The sequence below is a fragment of the Christiangramia sp. OXR-203 genome (assembly GCF_034372165.1).
In the GTDB taxonomy this organism is placed as follows: Bacteria; Bacteroidota; Bacteroidia; order Flavobacteriales; family Flavobacteriaceae; genus Christiangramia.
In genome coordinates this window covers 290382-316837 of the sequence record NZ_CP139698.1, presented here as the reverse complement: position 1 = coordinate 316837, position 26456 = coordinate 290382, and the positions used below count along the sequence as shown (strand labels likewise).

Genomic DNA, 26456 nt, shown 5'->3' with positions numbered 1-26456 from the left:
ATGAAAAGAACTTACCATTTTCTTGGTGCTTTTTTGATAGGGATCTCTCCTATTATTGCACAACAAACTGCTACTAGCGGAGAAGCTTTACAAAAAGGCTTCGAACAAAAACAGGAACTTCACCAGCAATCCATCGTAAAGAACATTCCGCTCCAGAATATTGGACCTAGCGTAATGAGTGGACGAATCACAGATTTTGCGGTGAATCCCGAAGATCCAACCGAATTCTATGCAGCTTATGCAACCGGCGGTCTTTGGTACACTAATAATAACGGGATTTCATTTATGCCGGTGATGGACAACAGTCCTTCGCAAAATATTGGCGATATCGCTGTAGACTGGAATTCTGGTACGATCTGGGTTGGAACCGGTGAGGTGAATGCTTCCCGTTCTTCCTACGCCGGGATAGGTTTATTGAAGTCGGCAGACCAGGGAGAAACCTGGGAATTCATGGGTCTTCCAGATTCACATCATATCAGTCGAATTCTAATTAATCCTGAAAATCCTGATGAAGTGGTAGTGGGTGTAACTGGTCACCTCTACTCCTCGAACAATGAACGAGGGATCTATAAAACTACAGATGGTGGAAAAACCTGGAACAAAAACCTCTTCATAAATGAGCAAACCGGGATCATCGATGTGGCCGTAAATCCTCAAAACTACAACGAAATGTACGCGGCTGCCTGGGACAAGGATCGTAAAGCATGGGATTTTAGAGAAAGTGGTAAAAACAGTGGAATTTATAAAAGTACCGATGCCGGGGATAGCTGGACAAAGATCTCTACGGAAGCTTCCGGATTTCCAACAGGCGACGGAGTAGGAAGAATTGGTCTTTCTGTCTACGATTCCAATACGATCTACGCGATAGTAGATAATCAGGATCGAAGAAAGTCTGAAGACAAAAAATCTTCAGATAAAAGCGGACTTAAAAAAGATGATTTCAGAAATATGAAGAAATCTGCTTTTCTGAAGCTTGATGATAAAGAATTAGAAACTTACCTGCGATCTAATGATTTTCAGAAAAAATATTCCGCAGAGAAAGTAAAGGAAATGATCCGGAAAGATGAGGCAAAACCGCAGGATCTGGCCACGTACCTGGAAGATGCCAATACTCAACTTTTTGATACGCCCGTAATTGGAGCCCAGGTCTATAAAAGTACAGATGCCGGGAAGACTTGGAAGATCACCCATGAGGATTACCTTGATGATCTTTATTATAGTTATGGTTATTATTTTGGGATGGTACATGTGGATCCTCAGGATAAAAATGCGATCTATATATATGGAGTGCCTATCCTAAAATCCAAAGATGGAGGTAAAACCTTTACTTCTATCGATGCTCAAAATGTACATGCAGATCACCATGCTTTATGGATCAACCCAGAAAAAAGCGGACATCTAATCGACGGGAATGACGGCGGAATCAATATTTCCTATGATGATGGTGAAAACTGGGTGAAAAACAATTCACCTTCAGTTGGGCAATTTTACACGGTCAATGTAGACAATGAAAAGCCGTATAACGTATATGGCGGGCTTCAGGATAACGGCGTATGGGTTGGACCACACACGAACACTGAAAGCAATGGATGGGCCGCTTCAGGAGACTATAATTACAAAAGTATTATGGGTGGTGATGGAATGCAGGTGGAGATCGATTCCAGAAATTCTGATATCGTTTATACCGGTTTTCAGTTTGGAAATTATTTTAGAATAAACAGAGAAACTGGCGAGCGTCTTTATATACATCCAAAACACGAGTTGGGCGAAAGTCCTTATCGCTACAACTGGCAAACGCCCATTCTTCTATCTTCTCATAACCAGGACATCCTTTATATGGGTGGAAATAAGTTGATGCGCAGTATGGATCAGGGGGAAAGCTGGACCAGTATTTCCAAAGATTTAACCGGTGGTGGCAAAGATGGAAATGTACCTTATGGAACTCTGGCTACAATTTCTGAATCTCCATTTCAATTCGGAAAACTTTATACAGGAAGTGATGATGGTTATATCTACGGAAGTGACAATGCCGGCGCAGATTGGAAACTACTGAGTTCCGATCTTCCGCAGGACCTTTGGGTTTCGCGTGTGATCGCTTCTGAACATTCTAAGGATCGTGTTTATGCCAGTTTAAATGGTTACAGATCTGATGATTTTAAGCCTTATGTATATGTCTCTGAAGATTCCGGAAAGAACTGGAAAGACATCAGCGCGAATTTACCAACATCATCTGTAAATGTGATTCGGGAAGACCCATCCAATGAGAATGTACTTTTTTTAGGAACAGATAATGGACTTTATGTAAGCCTGGATCGTGGAGATAGCTGGCAGGCATTTAGCACCAATTTTCCTAATGTAGCAGTTCACGATCTTCGAGTTCAGGAAGAAGAACAGGATCTGGTTGTGGGAACTCATGGTCGATCCCTTTATATCGCAGATATTTCCGCAATTGCAGCGATGAATATGGACGATATCAAATCTGCGCTAACTATTTCTTCGGAAAAGGAGATCAGGTTCAGTAACAGATGGGGGAATTCCTATAGCAAATGGATGGATCCTTATACTCCTGAACTTGGATTTACCTATTATACTTCGAAGGAAGGAAATGGAAAATTAAAGATACAGACTGAAGATGGAACTACCCTGCAATCGATGGATATCGAGGCAGACAAAGGCTTCAATACTGGTTCTTATGATCTTAGTATTACAGAAGATTCAGCTAAAAAACTAGAAAAGCAGGACGATAAAACCAGTATTTCTAAAGCTGAGGACGAGAAATTCTATATTCCAAAAGGCTCTTATAAAATGATTCTCGAACTGAACGGCTCCACTACAGAATCTACTTTTGAAGTAAAATAAAAACCTGGCTAATTGGGAGAATTTCGAAGCTTTGAAACTGAGCGATTATTGTTGAGACCTATGTCTCTGCATGATGCTGCTTTTATTTTCCAGCTTTACAATTCTCCCAAATCGCTTCAGTATATTGGAGATCGCAATCTGCGTAATATTGAAGATGCCAGAAATTATATTAAAGACAGGATGCTGCCGCAATTATATAAACTGGGATTTTCTAATTATTGTGTGATTCGAAAAGTAGATAATGTAAAGATTGGCGCCTGTGGTTTATATGATCGGGAAGGCCTTCAGGAGATTGATCTGGGTTTCGCTTTTCTTCCAGAATACGAGGGAAAAGGCTATGCTTCTGAAGCTACTACCACGCTGGTTAAAGCAGCTAAAAATATCTTCAGCTTGAAAGCTTTACAGGCAATTACCAGACTTGATAATACGGGTTCACAAAAGTTATTAGAGAAACTGGGTTTTGAGCACATAGAGAACATTAAAATTCCGAAGGATCCTGCAGAACTTATGCTTTACCAAATTCAGCTATAAACTATTCGTAGAGACCCAGCCTGTTTTTAAGCCTAATATTCTCAGATTGCAATTGCTCTACTTTTCCTAACAGGTGACTAATCGCTTCAAGTCCCTGTATGTTTATTTCAAGCTCTTCATGCAACCTGTGCATCTTTTCGAATTGAGCCAGATGATCGCAATGTATATATTCAGTTTCCTGCACCGTCACGATCTCAATGATTCCGCTATCCTTAAGAGATGTAACAAATTGCCTTTCCACCTGGTAACGAATACAAATCTCCTCTGCTGGGATTAAATCTTCCTCTTTCATAAGCCCGTGTTTTTAAGTTTCTGAAACAGCTCCTTTTGCTCTTCGGTCAAATTCTTCGGAATATCAACCTGGTAAGTAATAAAAAGATCTCCAAACTGATCCTTCTTTTTATACTTTGGAAAACCTTTTCCTTTCAATTTCACTTTACTACCATTTTCGGTTCCAGGCTTTACATTTAACTTCACCTCACCATCAAATGTTTTCACTTTTATCTCTCCTCCAAGAATCGCAGTGGTTAACGAGATATTTTCTGTAGCATATAGATGTTCTTTTTCTCTGCGGAAGTCTGTATCATTTAAAACCTGAAACGTTATAAACAGGTCTCCTTTTGGACCACCCTGTACTCCTGGGCCACCATGTCCTTTTATCTTTATCGTTTGACCGTTTTCAACACCCGCGGGAATTGTAAGTCTTATAGATTTACCGTTTACGGTAAGCGTTTGCTTTTGATCTTTATAGATCTCACTTAAGCGCAATTGTAGCTCTGCATTAAAATCCATGCCTTTAAAATGTGCGCCTCTATTGGCACCCTGCGCTCTTGCTCTCCCACCAAACATTTGCTCAAAAAAGTCTGAAAAGGTATCATCTTCAAAATTTCCGGAATATGATTGCTGGCCGTCACCCTGAAAACCACCACCAAATCCACCTGAGGCCTGTTGCTGCCGTTTAGCTTCCTCAAATTGATCTGCATGTTTCCAGTCTTTCCCATATTCGTCGTACTTCTTACGCTTTTCAGGATCACTCAAAACTTCATGCGCTTCATTGATCTGCTGAAATTTAATCTGGGCTTCCTTGTTATCTGGATTAAGATCGGGATGGTATTTCCTGGCAAGCTTTCGATAGGCCTTTTTAATATCAGCCTGTGAAGCAGATCTCTCCAGTTCCAGTAATTTATAATAATCTATAAAATCCATGTATTATGCTTTAAATACACCGCTATCTGATTCGGTTTTATTTAACTGACTTTCTATCAAACCTATTTGTCCAAGATGATAAATATCATGCTGAAGGATTCCCAGAATAAGGTATTCCATATCATAATCACGACCGCTTACCTTAGTAGAGAGATAAGAATCATCAGGTTTTTCGTGTAATGCTTCATAAATGCGACATTGTGCTGCAACCAGATTCCTTTTTAGTTCTTCCCATTCTTCCTTGCTATGGATCTTAATCTCTGGCCAGTCCATTTCAGAATCTATGGAAATATCAAAATCTTCATTATTCTTTAGTTTTTCGTACACAAATTTCTTCCAGCAAATTAGATGGGCGACAATCTCAGCGACGCTATGTGATTTAGGAATACAGGTTTTATAACCGATGATGTAGGGTACATTCTCCAGTTTTCGCATCAGGGATTGCCCAAACCATGGGTCTCCCTCAAATGTTTCGGATAGTTTCTGAATTAATTTCTCGGTTCTTTCTTTCATAAACTTTTCAGTGAAAAGTGAAATTACAAAATTTTGATATGGAGCCTCAGTTAAGCTTTTGCTAAAACCCTCAGACTCATGCCAAAATTGAATTCAACAAACGTTGAAAATGAATTTCGGGAAGCCGCTGTATTTCAAAGATTCAACAAATTATAAAGTACTTTAAATTAAGTCTAAATAGACAGGAAAAAGACTTGGAAAGCTTGTTAAAAATTAGAATGAAGCGTATTTTTGTTGCACTTATATAAAAATAATTCTAAACATTTATGGCGAAATCTGCGCTTTTAAAGTCATCACTGGCAAAAAAATATTGGATGGCTTTCACCGGCCTTTTTCTGTGCCTGTTTTTAGTAGGTCACTTATTTGGAAATCTGCAACTTCTACTACCAGTTAGTGAAATGGCAAGAGACCAGTTTAATGAATACGCGTTATTCATGACAACCAATCCTGCGGTTAAAGTGTTATCCTACGTAACGTACATTAGTATCATTTTTCATGCAATCGATGGATTGTTATTAACGATCCACAATCGTAAGGCAAGACCACAGGGATATGTAAACTTTAAACCATCTACCAACAGTAAATGGTCTTCAAGAAACATGGGAATCCTTGGAACTGTTATTCTTGCGTTCATTGTAATTCATATGACCATGTTCTGGGCAGAAATGAAGTTTGGAGGTCTTGATGATACTTATTACACCACAGCAAATGGCGAGGAAGTTAAAGATCTTTATACCCTGACGATCAAAACCTTTCAGGATGCACAATATGGTTTACTCTGGGCGATCGCCTATGCAGTAGCGATGCTGGCAATAGGTTTTCACCTGTCACACGGGTTCTCAAGTGGATTTCAATCACTTGGTGTTAATCATCCAAAGTACAATGGATTTATTCGAAAAACAGGATATGCCTTTGCAGTATTAGTACCGCTCGCATTCGCTGTTATTCCTTTTTATATTCACTTTGTACTAGAAAAAATTTAAGCTATGGGAATATTTGAATCAAATGCACCTAAAGGCCCATTGGCAGAAAAGTGGGTTAATCATAAGAACGATATCAATCTTGTAAACCCTGCGAATAAACGTAATATAGACGTGATCGTAGTGGGTACAGGACTGGCCGGGGGAAGCGCAGCAGCAACGCTTGCAGAACTTGGATATAACGTAAAAACATTTTGCTACCAGGATTCTCCACGTAGAGCTCACTCGATCGCAGCTCAGGGAGGGATCAATGCAGCAAAGAACTATCAGGGAGATGGTGACTCTGTTTACCGTCTTTTCTATGATACCATCAAAGGTGGTGATTACCGTTCGAGAGAATCCAATGTTTATCGACTGGCAGAAGTCTCTGGGAATATTATTGACCAGTGCGTGGCGCAGGGAGTTCCTTTCGCACGTGAATATGGTGGACTGTTGGATAACCGTTCTTTCGGTGGAGTTCTTGTATCAAGAACCTTTTATGCGAAAGGACAAACCGGGCAGCAATTATTGCTTGGAGCATATTCAGCAATGAACCGCCAGATCAACCGTGGAAAGATCCAGACTTTCAACAGGCATGAAATGCTTGATGTTGTAAAAGTAGATGGAAAAGCTCGAGGAATCATTGCCAGAAACCTGGTTACTGGTGAATTGGAGAGGCATTCTGCACATGCAGTTGTAATTGCTTCAGGGGGATATGGAAACGTATTCTTCCTTTCCACCAATGCAATGGGAAGTAACGTAACAGCTAGCTGGAAAATCCATAAAAAAGGAGCCTATTTCGCAAACCCTTGCTTTACCCAAATTCACCCAACCTGCATTCCGGTTTCAGGAGATCACCAGTCAAAATTGACGTTGATGTCTGAATCACTTCGGAATGATGGTAGAATATGGGTTCCGAAGAAAAAAGAAGACGCTGAAGCAATTCGTGCCGGTAAGAAAAAACCGACCGAACTTTCGGAAGAAGAAAGAGATTATTACCTGGAAAGAAGATATCCAGCTTTTGGTAACCTGGTGCCGCGTGATGTTGCTTCCAGAGCAGCTAAGGAACGTTGCGATGCTGGTTTTGGGGTAAATAAAACTGGAGAAGCAGTTTATCTGGACTTTAGCTCTGCTATCATGAGATATGGTAAAGAGGAAGCTACTACCAGAAAGCTCGATAATCCATCAGATAACGATATTAAGAAATTAGGTAAGGAAGTTGTGGAAGCCAAATATGGTAACCTTTTCCAGATGTACGAGAAGATCGTAGATCAGAATCCTTACGAAACTCCAATGATGATTTATCCTGCGGTACATTATACCATGGGTGGTGTTTGGGTTGATTATAATTTACAAACTACAATTCCAGGATGTTTCGCGATTGGGGAAGCTAACTTTTCAGATCACGGAGCCAACAGACTGGGAGCTTCAGCCTTGATGCAAGGTCTTGCAGATGGATATTTTGTACTTCCTTATACCATTGGCCATGCACTTTCAGAAGATATCAGAACCGGAGCGATCCCAACTGATACTCCTGAATTTGAAGAAGCTGAAAATGAAGTTAGAGCTCAACTGGAAAAACTGATCAATACCAAGGGAACAAAATCTGTAGATCATTTCCATAAGATCTTAGGAAAGATCATGTGGAATAAAGTGGGAATGGCAAGAAATGCGACCGGATTGAAGGAAGCCATTTCTGAAATTCAGGCTTTGAGAGAAGAATTCTGGAAAGATGTTCGAGTACCAGGTACCGCAAATGAAATGAATGCTGAACTTGAAAAAGCAGGTCGTGTAGCAGATTTCCTTGAACTTGGAGAACTGTTCGCTAAGGATGCATTACACAGGGAAGAAAGCTGTGGTGGTCACTTTAGAGAAGAGCATCAAACCGAAGAAGGAGAAGCACTAAGAGATGACGAGAACTTTATGTACGTAGCTGCATGGGAATACACCGGAAAACCGGCCGATGCAATACTACATAAGGAGGAACTTGATTACGAGGATATCGAAGTAAAAACAAGGAGTTATAAATAGATTTGAGATCTGGGATTCGTTTCGAACAATCTCATTTCTAATTATTCAATACTAAAAGTATGAACCTTACATTAAAAATATGGCGCCAGAAAAACGCCGAAACTAAAGGAAAAATGACCACATACCAGGTTACCGATATATCTGCGGATATGTCTTTCCTGGAAATGATGGACGTGCTTAACGAACAGTTGATCGCTAAGGGTGACGAGCCTGTAGCATTTGATCATGACTGTAGAGAAGGTATTTGTGGTTCATGCAACCTGCAGATCAATGGAGAACCTCACGGTCCAGATCGTGGTGTGACCACCTGCCAGTTGCACATGAGAAAATTCAAGGATGGCGATACGATTGTGATCGAACCATTTAGAGCTAAAGCATTTCCGGTAATAAAGGATCTTGTAGTAGACCGCACCTCTTTTGACAGAATTCAGCAGGCTGGTGGGTATATTTCTGTAAATACTTCAGGAAACACTCAGGATGCTAACTCTATTCCAGTAGATAAAGAAAGTGCAGATATGTCTTTCTATGCTGCGACCTGTATTGGTTGTGGCGCCTGTGTTGCCGCTTGTAAAAACGCAAGTGCCATGTTATTTACCTCAGCAAAAGTAAGTCAGTTCTCACTATTACCTCAAGGTGAAGTTGAAGCAGACCGTAGAGTGCTGGCCATGGTAGAGCAAATGGATAAAGAAGGATTTGGTAACTGTACAAATACAGGTGCCTGCGAGATCGAATGTCCTAAGGGAATTTCTCTAGAGAACATCGCGAGAATGAACAGAGATTATCTGAAAGCATCGGTTAAATAAACCTTTGTATCAACATAAATAGAGATCCCGGACTGTTATAGTTCGGGATTTTTTATACCTTAAAATCAGTAATTGAATTAAAGTCTATGAAGTTGGAATCGAAATTACCCGGAAGCAAAACCAGTATTTTTTCTGTGATGAGTAAAATGGCGAATCAATACGAAGCGATCAATCTCTCCCAGGGCTTTCCTAATTTTGAAACCGATCATAAACTTAAAGATCTGGTGACCAAAGCAATGAAAGATGGTTACAATCAGTATCCGCCAGATGCTGGAGTGCTGGAACTGAGAGAAATGATTTCCCGGAAATTTAATGATCTCTACGGAAAATACTATAAACCGGAAACCGAAATAACCATTACTTCAGGAGCGACAGAAGCGCTTTACAATAGCATTACTGCATTTGTACAGAAAGGCGACGAAGTCATTGTGCTGAAGCCGGCTTACGACTCATATGAGCCAACAATTCAATTAGCAGGAGGTATCCCTGTACAGATCCAGTTGAAAGGCAGTGATTATAAGGTCGATTGGGAAGAAGTTACCAAAGCCATTACGAATCGTACCAGGATGATCATCATAAATACTCCGCATAATCCAACGGGCACAGTACTTTCCGAAAAAGATATGCTGAAATTGCAAAAACTTCTGAAGGATACTAATATCATACTATTGAGTGACGAGGTTTACCAGCACTTGATTTTTGATGGAAGGCTACACCAAAGTGCTTCCAGGTTTCCGGAACTTTCGAAAAGAAGTATCGTTTGTGGCTCCTTTGGAAAGACCTTTCATAATACCGGATGGAAAACTGGTTATTGTGTAGCTCCTGAAGAATTGATGAAAGAGATCAGGAAGATCCATGAACTTACCACTTTTTCTATAAATCATCCTATGCAACGCGCCTATGCAGAATACCTGAAGCAACCGGAACATTATCTTGATCTTGCAGGGTTTTACCAGGAAAAGAGAGATACTTTTTTAAAGCTTATTTCAGGTTCAAAATTTAGAAGTGAACCATCTAATGGCACCTATTTTCAACTATTGGATTTTTCAGAAATTACTACGGAAAAAGATACCGATTTTGCTGAGAGACTGGTGAAGGAACACCAACTTGCAGCTATCCCGGTTTCAGTATTCAATATAGACGAAAAGGACCATTCTCAGCTTCGCTTTTGCTTCGCTAAAACAAATGAAACATTAGAAAAAGCAGCTGAAATTTTATGCTCACTATAATATGAACATCAACATTCGTATTCTTGGACAGGACTTCGTGCTGCACCCGCTAGGTGTTGCGTACTGGCCGGAACAGGAGATCCTGTTAGTGGCAGATGTTCATCTTGGAAAAGTATCGCACTTCAGGAAGCATGGAAGTGCAGTGCCCTACCAGGCGATCGTAGAAAATTTCGACAGGCTAGATAGAATACGAAAAGACTTTGATCCTGAGCACATCATTTTTCTTGGCGATCTATTCCATTCTTCACTTAATATGGAATGGAAAATTTTTGAAGAATGGATTACTTCCATCGATAATCAGGTTCACCTGGTTGCTGGAAACCATGATATAATTTCTCCGTTACGTTACCAGGAACTGGGCATACAGATCTATCAGGAATTGAAAATTGAAAAGTTCATATTGACCCATCATCCTGAAGAGCATGATGGTTTATTCAATTTGTGCGGACACGTTCACCCGGGCTATAAATTATTTGGTTTCGGCAGACAAATGCTGAAATTACCGTGTTTTTACAAAAGCACTAACCAGATGATCTTCCCCGCTTTTGGAGAATTTACCGGGAATTATTTTATGGAACCTGAAGATGGAGATCGTATATTCGCTATAACCGGTAAAGAAGTGATTCCCATTCAATAAAACCTAATTCTTATGGTCAAGAAACTAGCTGTAGCCAATTTTATTTCTGTTATCATCACCATCGCTTTCACCTATTACACCCAAACAGGTGAGATCAATGGTAAAACGATTGGAGAAATGAGTGATAAATACAGTAACCTTTTTACTCCGGCCGGATATGCTTTTTCAATCTGGGGTGTGATATTCCTTTCTCTAATAGTCTTTTCTGTTTATATGCTTATTCAGGCCTTTGGCAATGGAGAACACACAAAGTTCATTAAAAGGACTAAATTTTGGTTTATTGTTGCGAATATCGGTACTTGTCTATGGAGCCTTGCCTGGCTGTATGACTTCCCGGGACTTTCTGTTGTTATAATGTTCCTGATTCTGGCAAAATTATGCAAGATCATCATCAATACCGAAATGGAGCTAACAGATCCACCATTTAAGATCATCGCATTTTACTGGTGGCCAATTTGCTTATATTCAGGATGGATCGCAGTAGCAGCAATTGCCAATACCGCGGCTTGGTTAACAGAGATTGGCTGGGATGGAGCTTTCCTTTCCGAAGTTCAATGGACGCTCTTAATGATCCTGATTACAGTAGCTCTTAATATCACCATGATCTACAACCGAAATATGCGCGAATTTGCCGCTGTAGGAGTCTGGGCGCTTATCGGTATCTATGCTAAACAGATAGGTCAATACGATGTGATCGCCTACTCAGCAGCTGCAGGTGCTCTCCTTATCCTTTTAAATATTTCCTACCACGGATTTAAGAATAGAAAAAAGCAGCCATTATACCGAATGATGAAGGGTGAAAAATTTTAAATCATCGATTTAATGTCGCTGGACCAACTTGGATACGTAAAAATCATACCTTTTAAAGTTGCGCAGTCCAGTTTTCCACACATCGCCATAACGAACATATTGATAGTTTCGCTGGCTTCATTACTAACCAGGTGAGCACCCAGAACCAGGTTGGTTTCGTTATCTACCAGTGTTTTATAGGCATAAACTTTATCGTTAATCCGTTTTGAATTAAACCAGTCACTGGCATCGTTCATCTTCACCCGGAAATCATAACCTTTTTCTTTCGCTTGCTTTTCACTTAAGCCTACGGAAGCAACATTAGGAAGTGTAAATACAACAGAAGGTTGTGGTGGATAATCATATTCATGCGGTCTTTCAAGATCCATAATATTGGCGGTAACAACACGTGCCTCCTGGGATGCAAGTGGCGTTAGTGGTAAGCCTTCACTCGCAGAAACATCTCCACAGGCATAAACATTTGGATTTGAAATACTCTGCAGATTTTTATTGACCAGTACACCTCTTTTCGAGAAATCTACGTTCCCCTGTTTTAATTCCAGTTCATCAATAGATGGCACACGGCCAGCTGCATTTACAACACATCTGGCTTTGAGCTCAAGCTTTTTACCATTCTGATCTGCTACGACTCTTAAATTCTTCTGGAGCTTCTCCATCTCCTCTACCCTGGCGTTCATAACAAATCTAATCCCCAGCTCTTCTGAAGATTCCTTCAGGTATTTAACCATATCCTCATCAAAGTTACTCAAAGGGGATTCTTCGCTATCCACGATTGTCACTTCTACTCCGCATCTGGCAGCAATATGAGCGAACTCCATCCCAATATATCCCGCACCAATAAAGATCATGCTTTCAGGTAACTCTTTCAATTCCAGAAAGTCATCACTATTAATAGCCAGTTCCCTTCCTGGAATAGGCAATTCTAAAGGTTTCATCCCAGTTGCAATGACCAGTTTATCAAATTTTACAGTCTTCCCTTCTACTGAAATCATGGATTCATCCAGGAATTTTGGAGATTGATGATACATTTTAATACCCAATGCTTCAAGATCCTGTTCGGTAGCGGCAGGCACAGCGTCCACGAATTTTTTCTTAAAATCCTGAAGCTCCTTCCAGCTATATTCTGGCATCTTCTCGATACCCTTACCTAACATATTTTGAGACCTGTTCAGTATTTCTGTAAGACCCACAAGAACTTTTTTGGGATCGCAACCGCGATTTGCACAGGTTCCTCCAAATTCACGATTGTCTGCAATCGCAACTTTTAACCCAGCCTCTACACATTCTTTCGCCACGCTTTTCCCGGCAGTCCCGGTTCCAATAACAAAAACATCAAATTTTTCGATTCCCATAATTATATTTCTCTACTTGTAATTTTCTATTTCGTTTTCTTGTTAGCTATAAGACTCCACGAATTATTCTCCTGAAAAAAGATCAGGAAAAAGATATATAGAGCATACAACATCTGGGTGCTAACAGCTCCCCAGTCTTCCTTAAAAGCACTACCGGCAATTAGAACGATCATTAATATTGCTGAAGCTGCCAGCGCTTTATTTGTATAGATTCCTAGCAAAAGCATTATTCCCAAAATTAATTCCAAGATCGGAATTGCGTAAGCGAAGGGGATGACCATAAATTCTGGAAGCATACTCCCCTCAAAACCTTCAACTATTCCTTCAGCAAAGCCTTGAAGTTTTGGCAGCCGAACCAACCCATGGATGCTGAAATTTACTCCCAGCGTGATCCTGGCGAAAAAGTAAGCAAGCTTTTTATGGTCCATGCATAATTTTAAGGGGAAGTTATAGAATGCATGGCGGTTCTTGTGTTATCAATTTGGTAAAATCCCAGGTATGCTATTTAATCGTTAAAAATGTGTCATCTGGTTGTAAGGCAGTCTGCTTGAATTTATATTTGCGTTAATGAGTACAAAACTTATCGCCCAGAATTTTGCACAATCCCCACAACAACGGGAATTGCAAAATGCCCTTGCCTATTCTGAAAATAAAACGTCTAATATTCATCTAAAGGGACTTGTCGGCTCTGCGTTGTCTTTCGTGGTAGCGGGCGCTTTCAGAGATGTGCAACGACCGTTTTTACTGATCTTTAATGACAAGGAAGAAGCAGCCTATTATTTGAACGATCTTGAGCAACTGGTGGGTGAAAAGAATGTGCTTTTTTATCCCGGTTCTTATAGAAGACCTTACCAGATCGAGGAGACTGATAATGCAAATGTGCTACTAAGAGCTGAAGTTCTAAATCGAATTAACTCCAGAAAAAAACCAGCAATCATTGTTACCTATCCAGATGCTCTTTTTGAAAAAGTAGTTACGCGTAAAGAACTGGATAGAAGTACTCTGAAAATATCTGTAGGCGATGAGCTTTCGATCGATTTTGTAAATGAAGTCCTTTTTGAATATCAGTTTAAAAGAGTTGATTTCGTTACAGAACCTGGTGAGTTTTCAGTGAGAGGTGGGATTATTGATGTTTTCAGCTTTAGTCATGATGAGCCCTATAGAATAGAATTTTTTGGGGATGAAGTAGACAGTATCCGGACTTTTGATGTCGAAACCCAGCTTTCTACAGATAAGAAAAAGAAGATTTCGGTAATGCCCAATGTTGAGAATAAACAACTCAACGAGATCAGGGAAAGTTTTCTGAAATATATTTCAGCAGATACCGCTGTATTCATAAAAAATCTGGACCTGCTTTCTGCCCAGGCAGACAAGCTCTTCAGTAAAGCTAAAGAAGCTTTTGAAAAACTTTCCGAAGAAGTAAAACACAGTCAACCTTCAGAATTATTTGCAGATGGCGAGCTTATAAAAAAGCAACTACTGGATTTTACCGCGGTAGAACTGAGCAATACGGCATTTCTTAAGCCTAAAACTGAAATTCAATATCATACCAAACCGCAACCTTCCTTTAATAAACAGTTCGATCTACTTATTGAAAACCTGGTAGAAAATCAGGAAGAAGGTTATAAGAATTTTATCTGTTGTGTAAGCGATCAGCAGGCACGCAGGTTTAATGACATTCTGGAAGATCAGGATCAAAAGGTAGATTATCAGACCCCTGTTTTTAGCATATTTCAGGGTTTTATCGATGAAGATTCTAAAATGGTTTGCTATACCGATCACCAGATCTTTGAGCGCTACCATAAGTTTAATCTGAAAAACGGGTATGCCAAGAAACAGGCGATCACGCTTAAGGAACTTACGAATCTTGAGGTGGGTGATTATGTAACGCATATTGACCACGGAATTGGGAAATTTGGCGGACTCCAGAAGATCGATGTAGAAGGAAAGAAACAGGAAGCGATCAAATTGATCTACGGCGAACGCGATATTCTTTACCTGAGCATTCACTCGCTACACAAAATTTCGAAGTTTAACGGGAAAGACGGGAAACCGCCTAAGATCTATAAACTGGGTAGTAATGCCTGGAAAAACCTGAAGAAAAAGACCAAAGCACGTGTAAAACATATTGCTTACGATCTTATAAAATTATACGCGAAACGCAGGCTCGAAAAAGGTTTTAAATACGATCCCGACTCTTATCTTCAGCATGAACTGGAAGCTTCTTTTATGTATGAAGACACGCCAGATCAAAGCTCGGCCACGGCAGCGGTAAAGGAGGATATGGAAAGTGAAAGACCTATGGACAGGCTTGTATGCGGGGATGTTGGCTTCGGAAAAACGGAAATCGCGATTCGTGCTGCATTCAAAGCAGTAGACAACAACAAGCAGGTGGCAATCCTGGTTCCTACCACCATCCTTGCTTTTCAACACCATCAGACATTCTCTGAAAGATTGAAAGATTTCCCGGTAAGGATTGATTATTTGAACAGGTTTAGAACTGCGAAAGAGCGTAAGGAGACGCTGGCAGATCTTGCTGATGGAAAAGTAGATATTATTATTGGTACACACCAGCTAGTAAGTAAGGCCGTTAAATTCAAAGATCTCGGACTTTTAATCGTTGATGAGGAACAAAAATTTGGTGTTGCTGTAAAGGATAAACTGAAAACGATTCGTGAAAACGTAGATACTCTTACTCTAACCGCGACGCCAATTCCAAGAACGCTACAATTCAGCTTGATGGCGGCGAGAGATCTTTCTACGATCACCACTCCGCCCCCGAACCGTTATCCAATTGAAACAAATATTATTCGATTTTCTGAAGAAACCATTCGTGATGCCGTTTCCTATGAAATTCAGCGTGGCGGACAGGTTTTCTTTATTCACAACAGGGTAGAGAATATCAAAGAAGTTGCCGGGATGATTCAGAGACTGGTTCCAGATGCTAAAATTGGTGTTGGACATGGGCAAATGGAAGGGAAGAAACTGGAGAAATTAATGCTGAGCTTCATCAATGGGGAGTTTGATGTGCTGGTATCTACTACGATCGTTGAAAGCGGACTTGATGTTTCTGAAGCTAATACGATCTTTATCAACAACGCGAATAACTTTGGATTATCAGATCTCCACCAGATGCGTGGCCGGGTTGGACGTAGCAATAAAAAGGCATTCTGTTATTTTATTACTCCGCCATACTCTGTGATGACCGAAGATGCGCGTAAGAGGATCACAGCTTTGGAACAGTTCTCTGATCTAGGAAGCGGATTTAATATTGCCATGAAGGATCTTGAAATTCGTGGCGCTGGTGACCTTCTTGGAGGAGACCAGAGCGGGTTTATCAACGATATTGGATTTGACACCTATCAGAAAATACTGAACGAAGCAATCGAGGAATTAAAAGAAAACGAATTTCGTGATCTTTATGCTGAAACCGAAGATGTGGAATTGAAAGATTTCGTCAAGGATACACAGATCGACACCGATTTCGAATTACTGTTCCCTGATGATTATATCAACAATATCGCAGAGAGACTGAATCTATATACTAAACTTAACGAGCTTTCTACGGAAGAAGAACTGCTTAAATTTGAAGCAGAGCTGGAAGACAGGTTTGGCGAGTTACCTACACAAGCAGTTGATCTTCTAAACTCTGTAAGAATCAAATGGATCGCCACCAAAATAGGACTTGAAAGAGTGGTTTTGAAAAAGAATAAAATGGTTGGTTATTTTATAGCAGATCAAAATTCAAGGTTCTATCAAACTGCTAACTTCACGAAGGTTCTGCAATATGTGCAAACACACAAGCAAAACTGCACCATGAAGGAGAAACAAACCCGAAATGGACTACGACTGTTACTTACTTTTGACAGGATAAATTCTATCAATAAAGCTCTGAAAGTACTTGAGCCTTTGGATTTTAGAGAGAAGAAAGAAGAATTGGCGTAAAGCTTGCACAGAACAAATTAGATTTCATAATATTGAGGCAGCATGATTTTGACCTTGATTGACTTCGTGACACTAAAAATCCAGTAGAAAATTTCTTAAGAGGTTTGATTTAATTTGTTGAATAACCCCAAACATTCCATACTTTCCCAAAAGATCATGATTAAAATTCTATGGTCTGTTTGTACTATATTCTGTTTTAGCGTTCAGCTTCAGGCGCAGGAAAATGAGAAAACTGAAAAGAGCGAACAAACTGAGAAGTCTGAAAAAAAGGATACAACGAATATATATGATCGATTAGAACGATTTTCAGAAAAGCGCAAGATCACTAAAAGAGTTCATCAGTTATTATTCAAGTCCACTACTAAAAAACCGAAAAAGCCAGTAAAAAAGCAGTACAGGGACTATTCGGAACTTGAAGGAAGACCCATTAGACATGTTATCATAGAGACAAAAGATCCTTTTGGTTTCTCCTTTACAGATTCTACAGAAACTGCCAATAGTTGGGTTGAAAGAACAGGGAATCAAATTCATATAAAGTCTAAAGACTTTGCTATTCGAAATTTTCTTTTACTGGATGAGAACGATCATCTGGACACTTTGCTATTGGATGAATCTGAGAGGTTACTGCGTTCACAGCAATATATTAGAGAAGTAAAAATTACTGCTCATCCTATAAAAAATTCTGATTCTGTAGATATAAAGATCCTGGCTCTGGATTCGTGGAGTCTTACACCCCAGGGCGTGTTTTCTACAAATGAGAACAAGGTGACTCTTAAAGAATATAATATTGTAGGGATTGGACACCAGCTTAATTTTAGCTTTGCGAACAGGCTGAGTGATGGAAAAAATGCCTACTCTGGCATCTACCGGGTTCCGAACATTAAAAACACCTTTATAACTGGAGAGATTCGGTACCAAAGCGACTTCAATGAATTCTATCGTAAAAGTATATTCATAGAAAGAGAATTTTATTCTCCTTTTACGAGATGGGCTGCAGGATTCTATGTAGATGAACAATACAGACAGGTAGAATTACCAAATTCGGCTTTAGAATTTGCAGATCAAAACTTTAAATATATTTCTCAAGATTACTGGATTGGGCATTCGTATCGCCTTTTCAAGGGAAATTCTGAAAAGGAACGAAGTACAAATCTTATTACCAGCCTTGGTTTTCTGGATGTAAATTTTAAAGAGTCCCCTACGGCTGCATATGATAGTATCAATTTTTTTGCAGACGAGACAAGATATTTGGCCAGCATTGGAATATCTTCGAGACAATTCGTTCAGGATAAATATATCTTTAATGATGGTATTACTGAAGATGTCCCGGTAGGAAAAGTATATGCTTTAACCGGCGGATTCCAGAATAAGAATCAGCAAACTAGGATGTACCTGGGCGCCAGAGCTTCCTTTGGAAATTATTTCGACTGGGGATATATAAGTACCAACTTTGAAGCTGGTAGTTACTTCAATGGTTCAAAAACCGAACAAACCGCTTATTCTTTCCAGGCTAATTATTTTACAAACCTCATTGGACTAGGCGAAAAATGGAAAATGAGACAGTTTATAAAACCTCAGTTCATTATCGGGGTGGATAGAATGAATTCCATAGGTGACCGTTTGAGCATAGATGAGCACAATAGATTTAATGGTAGTTATGGAAGTGACTACCGGAGAACCACCGGGGCGCGAATCGCAGGTTTTGACAGTGATCTTACTGGAACCGAAAAGTATGTACTGGAACTACAAACTCAATTCTACTCGCCCTGGGATCTTTTTGGATTTAGATTAAACCCTTTTTTGAATTATACCGCCGGCATACTGAAGAACTCTAATTTCGGTAAGAATGACCTGTATTCTTCCATCGGTGTTGGATTTATTATTCGAAACGACTATCTGGTTTTCAGCAACTTTCAGCTATCTTTTTCTTTCTATCCTGAAATTCCAGGACAGGGACTTAATATCTTCAAAACAAATTCTATTGAAACTAATGATTTCGGTTTCCAGAATTTCAATTTAGGTAAGCCCAGAACAGTGCTCTTTAATTAGAAGCTACTTCGGGAAAATTAAGATACCCTGCTTCAATTACTCATAACTCTGAAATTATCGAGATCATACGTAGTAGTTTTATCTGGAGCGGCTCCCAAATATCTAAATCCAATCCAAATTTTTCCCTGCAAACAGGATATATCGATTTCTGAAGTTTTGAAGACATTACCAGAACCTCCTGATGGTCCATAAGGTATCGCAGCATCAAGTAGCTTCCAATCCGTAGTTCTGGGATCACCAGTAAAATCCTGAGTGAAATACACTTTTAAAAACATGCCGTTATCATACGAAGCCAGCAGATCAAAGGTCACAAGATTCGCTCTGGTACTGGAGATATCGATCACCGGGGACACCAGCCATGCTTCCAGTGGATTCTCTAATGTATTATAAGCAGAGATTCGCAACAAACGATTGCCGTTTACCATCGTAGGTGTAAAGCGTTTCTCCCCTCCACTCACATTGATATTGGTCCATTTTCTGGCAGCAAGTGTTGTATTGGAAGTTACACCATCAAAATTCTCTTCCGTGACCACATTTCTACTAATATCACCTTCAGAATCACATTTGAAAAACTGGTCATCACATCTCTCACCGGAAAAATCGAGAGCGGTTGGATCATTTACAATTAGAACAAAATGTTCGTCATAATAATTGCGGCTAAGAACTCCTTTGATATTCCCGGAACCTGTGGGCAGCATCAAAGATCTGAAATTAGCATAGGTGCTCGTACTTAAAAATACGGTCTCGCCGGTTGTACAACTTTCCAATTGTCTTTCACCATCATACTCATCGTACCTATGAGAAGCGAACGAAAAATTCTCTGCTTCACGCACCAGGTTAATATCAAATTGGATGTCATGCACTTCTACATATAGGTTATTAGTTTCTTCTGAAAACTCAGAAATTGAAAGTTTCTTCGGAATGATTTCAGAAGTGATTTCAGATCTAACAATAAAATCATCTATTAATGAAGAAGGAATTGCCACCACATCTCCCCTATTCTGAATACCTAGTTGCAAAACTCCATTATTAAATCCAAGACTAAGACCGTCGAGCTTTACATAAACTTTTCTTCCGAAGTTATAAGTTTGATGCAGGGAATTGTCATCAACCAGAATTTGAATTCCAGACTGAGGATTTTGAGCCTTATCCTGTAAAACGAGCTTTTTATAAAAGTTACCTCCAGAATCATCACTAATAACATATGCTTCAAACCATGTATCGGTATCCCTGAAATTATGAATCTCACCAGTTTCTGTTTTGTAATTACCCTTCACTGCTACAATACTGGTGAAATTTCCATCTATGGATATACTGTCCTCTACAAGTTCTGGAACTTCAAAATCATCTGTTGGCACACAAGCTTGAAAAGTCATAGCCAGTAAAAAAATGATAAAAAATATTTTATTCATATATTAAAATCTAAGATTTAAATTCACAAAATAACTGGTGCCATTCCCATACCAGTATTTATTTCCGAAGATTGGAACCTCCCGATCCCTATCCACTTTTAAAGTTCTATAATTAGCATTCCGCGCCTGCTCGTAACCTCCGGTTTTAAAATTGGTATTGAGTGCGTTATTTATACTAGCGAATAAACCAAGATATTTATCCTTAATTCTCCAGCTTTTACCCCCAATGATGTTGGTGAGGAAATAGGGATCAAACTGCTCTTGCCGTAATAATTCTCTTGCTACTTCCGCATCGTATTCCACGATCTCCAAACCATCGTAATCTTTTTGAAAATTTGAGGTTCTATTCAGCGGACTCACATCTATAAATGCGCCGGTAAAGTAATTTTGTGAAATACCGAACCACCAGTATGCAGGATCTCTATATTCGAAAGCTAGCTGAAAGGCAGATTGCGAACCACCCGGTAAGCGATAGCCTTTCAGGAATGATTGCTCATAATTCAAATCTTCAAAAGAACTGGAGAACAAGCTAAGAGCAGGATTGTTGCTGTATAAAAACTGCCCGCTTCCTCCAGCCAGTTTCAGCTTCATCGTTGATGTTACCTGGTATTCTGAACTTAGTTCAACTCCAAGGTATTGTTTATCCATATTGGTTAGTACCTCCTGAACGAAAGCGGTAGAATTCTCTCTACCAAGGCCCGACAACCCATCTGTATAATAAAAAGAAACTTCGGTGCTATTCGCTATGTGCTGGACGTAGCCGGTCATTCTAAAGTTGAAAAGATTGGTACGATAGCGGTAACTAAGGTCTGAAGCAGTAATTATTTCTTCGGAAACCTGGGGAGCAATAGCGTTATTCTGGCGTGGATTTACAAATATATTCTTCAGCAATGGTGCCTTAGAAAAGGCTGCCAGATTAAATTCCAGGCTTTGGCGTCCAGAAAATTTATAAAGTAAATTCGTTTTTATACCTGAAGTAAGAAAATCGATATCCTTTGATCTACCATAAGAATTGGCCGTGAACTCTTCATTCTGGTAATTCCCAAAACGATTGAAGCTTGAGGTCGAAACCTGCCCGGAGATACTAACTTCCATACTTCTCCATTGCTTTTGAAGCTGAACAAAAACTTCAGCTGTTTGAGCCTCTAAGTTATAATCATACTTATAACCCTCCCCTTCTATAACTTTTCGATCCGGATTGCGCAGGTCATTCTGAGAAAAATCTGAAAACACCTCTACGTCCAGAAAACTGGATGCTCCAAAGAGATCCTCGATCCTGCCAAAATTATGACTTTTAAGAGATGAAGCTTTGAAGCTAGTAATTAGATGCAGACTGGAAGATAATTGCCAGCTCAATATACTGTTAGCAATCAAACTTTGATCCTGATTGACATCTGCCGCCAGAGCGTACAAAGCATCGGGATTGGCATTGGCTTCATAAATGTCTGCCCAGTTGAGCTGTCCATTATTTCTCAATTCATTTGCCGAGAGATAAGCTTTCTGAAAATCTTCGAATCCTTCAAATCTCAGGAAATATCCTGGTAATTTCTGGTAATAAACTGGATCTGGATTCGAAGCTCCACCCAGGTAAGTGCGTTGCGAATCAAAATCAACAAAGCTAGTCCCTCCATAATCTATTCGGGTGCTAGATACTTCACCAAACTGGTAAGATAAATTAGTATTGACTTGTATATTTTCAGAAGGATTCCAGAAATGATTAAGCATAAAAATTGGCTCCTTGATCTCTTTCATCCTGCTATTACGAATCATACCCTCTTGGAAACCCCAGTATGGATTGTAACGTTTTCCTTTAATTTCAACAACCTCTTCTGTGAGTGGAGCAGATTTCCCACGAAGTGTTGGCGTATAGATCGCAGTGAAATTAAGTGCATGCTCCTTATTAATGATCTTTTCCAGACCCAGGTAAATAGAGTTTGCGTCGAACGGAGTTCCTTCCATATAACCTTCACTTGCATAACGGCGTCCTATAGAAAATGCATAAAACCAGCCATTATTTTTCTCGCCACTTGCGTAAGTTGCCATAAGCCTTCCGGTATAACTACGGTTAGAACCCGAGGCAGTAATTCTACCACCACTTGCGAAACGTGATGCACGCATGATCATATTCGTAGTACCACCAAGACCTCCAAAACCATATTCTGAAGGAGATACCCCTGGACTAAAAACCTGGTTTCTCTGCACGTCATTAAGACCACCCCAATTGCTCCATTGAGGTCTGCCATCAAAAGCTTTGTTCATCTCAACTCCGTTGATCATTAAGCTGCCATACTCTGAACCTAGGCCCCTTACCCGGTAAAAAGTCTGACTAAAATCAAAGGCAGCAGCGCTGAGATAAGCATCCCGGGTGGATTGAAGAATACCTGAAATATTATCAAAGTCGGCTTCATCCTCCATGACATCTACATCTGAAAGACTTATCGTATTCTGAAATGTGAGATCGCGACTGGAATCTGGACTAAGTGAAATAGTGGAAAGATCCAGCTCCAGGATTCCATTCTTCTTTACAGGTATTCGTTTACTAAGATAACCCGCTCTCGTTATTAGAATAATAATTTCATTTTCTGAAATACTTTCCATTCCCAAAGAAAATTTTCCTTCAGGGTCTGAGAACGTCTCATTAAAAGAATTCTCTCTTGCAATTTTAACCTGGGGTAAGGGCACCTGGGTGATTGCGTCTATAATCCGACCATTTATGATCGGAGTTTGGGCGTATATACTTTGATAAACCAAAGAAAACAGACACACCCAAAAAAAGGTTTTATTCATTCAGTGCCTCGTCGTCGAAATATGGAATAATTTTAAATCATTTTTCTGTAATAATCAAAAAACCAGTACTTTAATTGCGGTCTAAAATGATAAAAAATTGAAGAAATATATTACAGCGATTTATTTGGTAATTGGGCTATACCTGACAACTTCAGAAAAGCTATATTGTCAGAATATGAGAGATTACCATATTGAAACTATTGCCTTTTATAATGTAGAGAATTTGTTCGACACCGTAGACGACACCCTCACGTTTGATGATGACAGGACTGCTCTGGGTAAAGACAACTGGACCGAAGAACGCTATGATGTTAAAATAGCGAATATTTCCAGGGTGCTTGCTGAAATAGGAACTCAGGAATCTAAAAAGCCACCATTGGTTATAGGTCTTTGTGAAATTGAAAATAAGAAGGTTTTAGAAGATCTTATCGCACATCCCAACCTTGCACAGTTCAATTACAGGATCGTGCATTACGATTCTCCAGATGAGCGAGGCATCGATGTGGCACTGCTGTATCGATCGCAGTCATTTGTAGTAACGAATTCCCAGGCCAGAAAATTAATGATCTATGATGAGGATAAAAGGGATTATACCAGAGACCAATTAGTGGTTAGCGGAATTGCCATGGGGCAGGAAACTCATTTTATAGTAAATCACTGGCCCTCCAGGTCTGGTGGTGAAGCAAAAAGCAGTTACAAACGCGAAAAAGCTGCTATGCTTAATAAACGTATTATTGACTCCATCTACCAGGAAGACCCGAAAGCAAGAATTATTGGAATGGGAGATTTCAACGATGATCCTACCAATAAAAGCTTTAAAAAGTTCCTACAAACTAAAGCCGAAATTCAGGATTTGAAAGAAGGAGACCTGTATAATCCTATGGAAAACATGCTTAAAAGAGGTCGCGGGACACTGGCTTATCGTGATTCCTGGAACTTATTCGATCAATTTTATCTTTCAGAAAGCTTATTGAACAGAACTTCTGAAGGATTTCAGTATTATAAAGCCGGAATTTTCAACGCTCCTTATCTAATTACACAGGGTGGCCAGTACCGCGGATATCCTATGCGTACTTATGGTAGCTCAGGCTATCAGCCAGGTTATAGTGATCATTTTCCCGTATACCTGTATTTGATAAAAGCTGTAGAATAAAAAAAGCCCGGTTTAAAACCGGGCTTTTTTTATGATGTTCTTCAACTAAAACCATGCACTCCATGGAATTCTGGACAATACTACGAGAAAAGCAATTCCGTAGAAAATAGCCAGCATCTTGAATTTTGGCTTCGAAGTAAGTTTCTTTTTATGTTTGGAATAACCAATAGTGATCAAAGCAATCGCGATGATCATCATTAATGGATGCTCTACCAGGTAAAGTCTGGTAGTATCATTACCCATAACTTCTCCCATTCCACCTTCCCATCTGGCCATGTTGCCAGAAGTAAAGTAAAGCACTATTCCTATTAGCAACTGTATATGAGAAACGATCAAGGTGAATAATGCGATTCTAAAATTAGTCGCACCGTATTCCTTATTTGACGCAAAACCAATAATAGCATTGAAGGTTGCAATCAAAAGCATTATTAGAACCAGATAGGCCCAGTAGGAGTGAATAAATTGAACTGTTTGATACATATATCTTTATATAAGAATTATTAATTGAAAAGTTTATTCCCAACGATTTTCCGCCGCATCACCACCCCAAATAAGAGTAGCAAGGAATGGATTATCGATAAATGGGTTACGGTTACCCTGAGCCGCTTCAATCACATCATTACGCTGTAATTCGAAGGCTGAAACCGGATCTTCACGGTTCCATTTCAGGAATAGTTCAAGATTTCCAACTTCATCAAAATCATCGCCGTAGCTAAGATTAACATACATTACCATTCTGGCAACATCTCCCTTCCATTCATCTCCAGGATACCAACTATCACCGCCTACAAGCTTGTATTCTCCACTACCTTCAGTAAATGGGTAGTTAAGTCTTTCAGAATTAATGTCTACATCTGCAACTCTTAGTAAATGAAGGTCACTCACAGATTCTTCAGTGTTTAATCGAGACTGAGGATAAATATGTTCCGTATTAAAACTTTCATCACCGTCAAGATCTCCTAACTGAAATTCATCATCTGGTCTAAGTTCCCCAGAGTAGATCAACACTACCATAGATTCATCATCAAGAGCAGCATCTGCATCATATAGATAATCATGACGATCTGTATATGTAAGACGGTTCGTGTGTTGCGCGTTCGTAAAATCTGAAAGCTCTGAATACAGCAAGTCTGGATCTATAGTAAAACTGGCGTCTGAATAATAAGCTTTAAGATCATCAGGAACATTGAATTTTACGGCTTCCACGATATTTACCGTAACAGTAGCTGTAGAACAGCTTGCATCAGCATCATCATCACAAATGGTGTATGTAAAAGTATCCTCTCCCATAAAACCAGATTGTGGCGTATAGGTAACTGTGCCATCACTATTCAAAACGATGGTCGCGTTACTTGCCGAATCATCTAATGAAGAAATTGTTGCATCATCAGTTAGATCATCATTATCCAAAAGTTTTGTGATCACTTCTTCGGAAGTGCCAGCTTCAATTACAACAGTATCATCTGAAGCAACCGGTGAACCTTCGTCTTCGACGGTCATTGTTATTGTGGCAGTAGAACAACCAGGAGTCTCATCATCGTCACACAAGGTGTAAGTAAAAGTATCCTGACCAGAAAAATCTGAATTTGGTTCATACAAAATACTTCCATCATCCTGTAGCGTTACTGTAGCGTTACCACTTGTACTTTCTACGGAAGCAACTTCAGCATTATCTACCACCTGGTCATTATCAAGGTGATTGCTAATAGTATAGGTTTTACCTTCCTGGGTAGTATAACTATCATCGGCCGCTATTGGTTCACCGGCGTCACCTACGATAATGGTAACTACAGCACTGGAACATCTATCGGAATCTCCAGGTACGCAGATGGTATAAGAAAATGTATCATTTCCTGTGAAATCGTTAGCAGGTTCATAAGTATAGGTTTGATCACGATTATCTGTGATCGTTCCTCCTGCTTCAGTTTCAGTATCTATGCTAGTAATGATCGCATTATCCACAAGCACATCATTTTCCAGAAGCATAGCTCTGTTGAAAGTATAAGTTTCATTTTGAACAGCAGAAAGTTCATCTGCCGTTGCTACTGGATTTTCTTCTTCAACTGGTGGCGTAGGAGTTGGTGTTGAATCATCATCACCTGAGCAACCCAACATGAGCGCCAGCAAAAAAAGTCCGGTATATTTTTTCATAGTTTGTGTATTGTGGCTGCAAATATCTG

At 39.7% G+C, this 26456-nt stretch carries 20 protein-coding genes; 11 read left to right on the top strand and 9 right to left on the bottom strand.

Going from position 1 to position 26456, the window contains the following annotated elements; genetic code table 11:
- The gene (locus T8I65_RS01480; protein WP_322301736.1) at positions 1–2859 is read left to right on the top strand and encodes a VPS10 domain-containing protein; all 2859 of its coding nucleotides are present in this window, start codon (positions 1–3) and stop codon (positions 2857–2859) included.
- 12 nt (positions 2860–2871) lie between these two features.
- Positions 2872–3390 carry a GNAT family N-acetyltransferase gene (locus tag T8I65_RS01475; protein WP_322301735.1) on the top strand — a complete coding sequence of 173 codons (519 nt, stop codon included), beginning with the start codon at positions 2872–2874 and terminating at the stop codon, positions 3388–3390.
- Position 3391: 1 nt separating this feature from the next.
- Here the strand turns inward: T8I65_RS01475 and T8I65_RS01470 are convergent, their stop codons facing one another.
- The 3 genes from T8I65_RS01470 to T8I65_RS01460 are packed head-to-tail and all read right to left on the bottom strand — an operon-like array spanning position 3392 to position 5109.
- Positions 3392–3682: a chaperone modulator CbpM gene (locus tag T8I65_RS01470; protein WP_322301734.1), complete on the bottom strand. Its 291-nt coding sequence runs from the start codon at positions 3680–3682 to the stop codon at positions 3392–3394.
- On the bottom strand, positions 3679–4596 hold the full coding sequence (locus T8I65_RS01465) for a J domain-containing protein (RefSeq protein ID WP_322301733.1): 918 nt from the start codon (positions 4594–4596) through the stop codon (positions 3679–3681). Before T8I65_RS01465 ends, T8I65_RS01470 begins: the two co-directional genes overlap by 4 nt.
- A 3-nt stretch (positions 4597–4599) precedes the next feature.
- On the bottom strand, positions 4600–5109 hold the full coding sequence (locus T8I65_RS01460) for a DinB family protein (RefSeq protein ID WP_322301732.1): 510 nt from the start codon (positions 5107–5109) through the stop codon (positions 4600–4602).
- 266 nt (positions 5110–5375) lie between these two features.
- On the opposite strand from T8I65_RS01460, the gene T8I65_RS01455 reads away from it, so the two are divergent.
- The 6 genes from T8I65_RS01455 to T8I65_RS01430 all read left to right on the top strand — a co-directional run bounded on the left by T8I65_RS01455 (position 5376) and on the right by T8I65_RS01430 (position 11578).
- On the top strand, positions 5376–6092 hold the full coding sequence (locus T8I65_RS01455; protein ID WP_322301731.1) for a succinate dehydrogenase cytochrome b subunit: 717 nt from the start codon (positions 5376–5378) through the stop codon (positions 6090–6092).
- Positions 6093–6095: 3 nt separating this feature from the next.
- A complete protein-coding gene (locus T8I65_RS01450) occupies positions 6096–8099 on the top strand; it encodes a fumarate reductase/succinate dehydrogenase flavoprotein subunit (protein ID WP_322301730.1) in 2004 nt (667 codons plus the stop codon).
- A gap of 59 nt (positions 8100–8158) precedes the next feature.
- Positions 8159–8902 (top strand): succinate dehydrogenase/fumarate reductase iron-sulfur subunit, encoded by a 744-nt coding sequence (locus T8I65_RS01445; protein ID WP_322301729.1) that lies wholly within the window; start codon positions 8159–8161, stop codon positions 8900–8902.
- Positions 8903–8988: 86 nt separating this feature from the next.
- Positions 8989–10131 carry a methionine aminotransferase gene (locus T8I65_RS01440; RefSeq protein ID WP_322301728.1) on the top strand — a complete coding sequence of 381 codons (1143 nt, stop codon included), beginning with the start codon at positions 8989–8991 and terminating at the stop codon, positions 10129–10131.
- A 1-nt stretch (position 10132) separates the two neighbouring features.
- Positions 10133–10768 carry a ligase-associated DNA damage response endonuclease PdeM gene (gene pdeM / locus T8I65_RS01435; protein ID WP_322301727.1) on the top strand — a complete coding sequence of 212 codons (636 nt, stop codon included), beginning with the start codon at positions 10133–10135 and terminating at the stop codon, positions 10766–10768.
- Positions 10769–10780: 12 nt separating this feature from the next.
- The gene (locus tag T8I65_RS01430; protein ID WP_322301726.1) at positions 10781–11578 is read left to right on the top strand and encodes a tryptophan-rich sensory protein; all 798 of its coding nucleotides are present in this window, start codon (positions 10781–10783) and stop codon (positions 11576–11578) included.
- Here T8I65_RS01430 and T8I65_RS01425 read toward each other — a convergent pair.
- Together T8I65_RS01425 and T8I65_RS01420 are read right to left on the bottom strand one after the other, a co-directional pair.
- Entirely contained in the window at positions 11575–12930 is a 1356-nt protein-coding gene (locus T8I65_RS01425; RefSeq protein WP_322301725.1) for an NAD(P)/FAD-dependent oxidoreductase, read from the bottom strand. The two genes, T8I65_RS01430 and T8I65_RS01425, sit on opposite strands and share 4 nt — an antisense overlap.
- A 26-nt stretch (positions 12931–12956) precedes the next feature.
- Positions 12957–13358, bottom strand: coding sequence for a DoxX family membrane protein (locus T8I65_RS01420; protein ID WP_322301724.1), 402 nt, complete (start codon positions 13356–13358; stop codon positions 12957–12959).
- Positions 13359–13497: 139 nt separating this feature from the next.
- Between T8I65_RS01420 and mfd the strand changes: the two genes are divergently transcribed.
- Both mfd and T8I65_RS01410 read left to right on the top strand, forming a co-directional pair.
- Positions 13498–16875, top strand: coding sequence for a transcription-repair coupling factor (gene mfd / locus T8I65_RS01415; RefSeq protein ID WP_322301723.1), 3378 nt, complete (start codon positions 13498–13500; stop codon positions 16873–16875).
- A 156-nt stretch (positions 16876–17031) separates the two neighbouring features.
- The gene (locus T8I65_RS01410; RefSeq protein ID WP_322301722.1) at positions 17032–18924 is read left to right on the top strand and encodes a hypothetical protein; all 1893 of its coding nucleotides are present in this window, start codon (positions 17032–17034) and stop codon (positions 18922–18924) included.
- A 32-nt stretch (positions 18925–18956) separates the two neighbouring features.
- On the opposite strand, the gene T8I65_RS01405 is transcribed toward T8I65_RS01410, so the two are convergent.
- Both T8I65_RS01405 and T8I65_RS01400 read right to left on the bottom strand, forming a co-directional pair.
- Positions 18957–20336, bottom strand: coding sequence for a DUF5689 domain-containing protein (locus T8I65_RS01405; RefSeq protein WP_322301721.1), 1380 nt, complete (start codon positions 20334–20336; stop codon positions 18957–18959).
- A gap of 3 nt (positions 20337–20339) precedes the next feature.
- Complete coding sequence (locus T8I65_RS01400) at positions 20340–22934, bottom strand: TonB-dependent receptor plug domain-containing protein (RefSeq protein ID WP_322301720.1); 2595 nt, start codon at positions 22932–22934, stop codon at positions 20340–20342.
- A gap of 286 nt (positions 22935–23220) precedes the next feature.
- Here T8I65_RS01400 and T8I65_RS01395 point away from each other — a divergent pair, with 286 nt between their 5' ends.
- Positions 23221–24276, top strand: a complete 1056-nt coding sequence (locus T8I65_RS01395; RefSeq protein ID WP_322301719.1) for an endonuclease/exonuclease/phosphatase family protein — start codon at positions 23221–23223, stop codon at positions 24274–24276.
- Between the two features lie 45 nt (positions 24277–24321).
- On the opposite strand, the gene T8I65_RS01390 is transcribed toward T8I65_RS01395, so the two are convergent.
- Positions 24322–24756 carry a hypothetical protein gene (locus T8I65_RS01390; protein WP_322301718.1) on the bottom strand — a complete coding sequence of 145 codons (435 nt, stop codon included), beginning with the start codon at positions 24754–24756 and terminating at the stop codon, positions 24322–24324.
- Positions 24757–24789: 33 nt separating this feature from the next.
- The gene (locus T8I65_RS01385) at positions 24790–26427 is read right to left on the bottom strand and encodes an Ig-like domain-containing protein (protein WP_322301717.1); all 1638 of its coding nucleotides are present in this window, start codon (positions 26425–26427) and stop codon (positions 24790–24792) included.
- Positions 26428–26456: the final 29 nt, after the last annotated feature.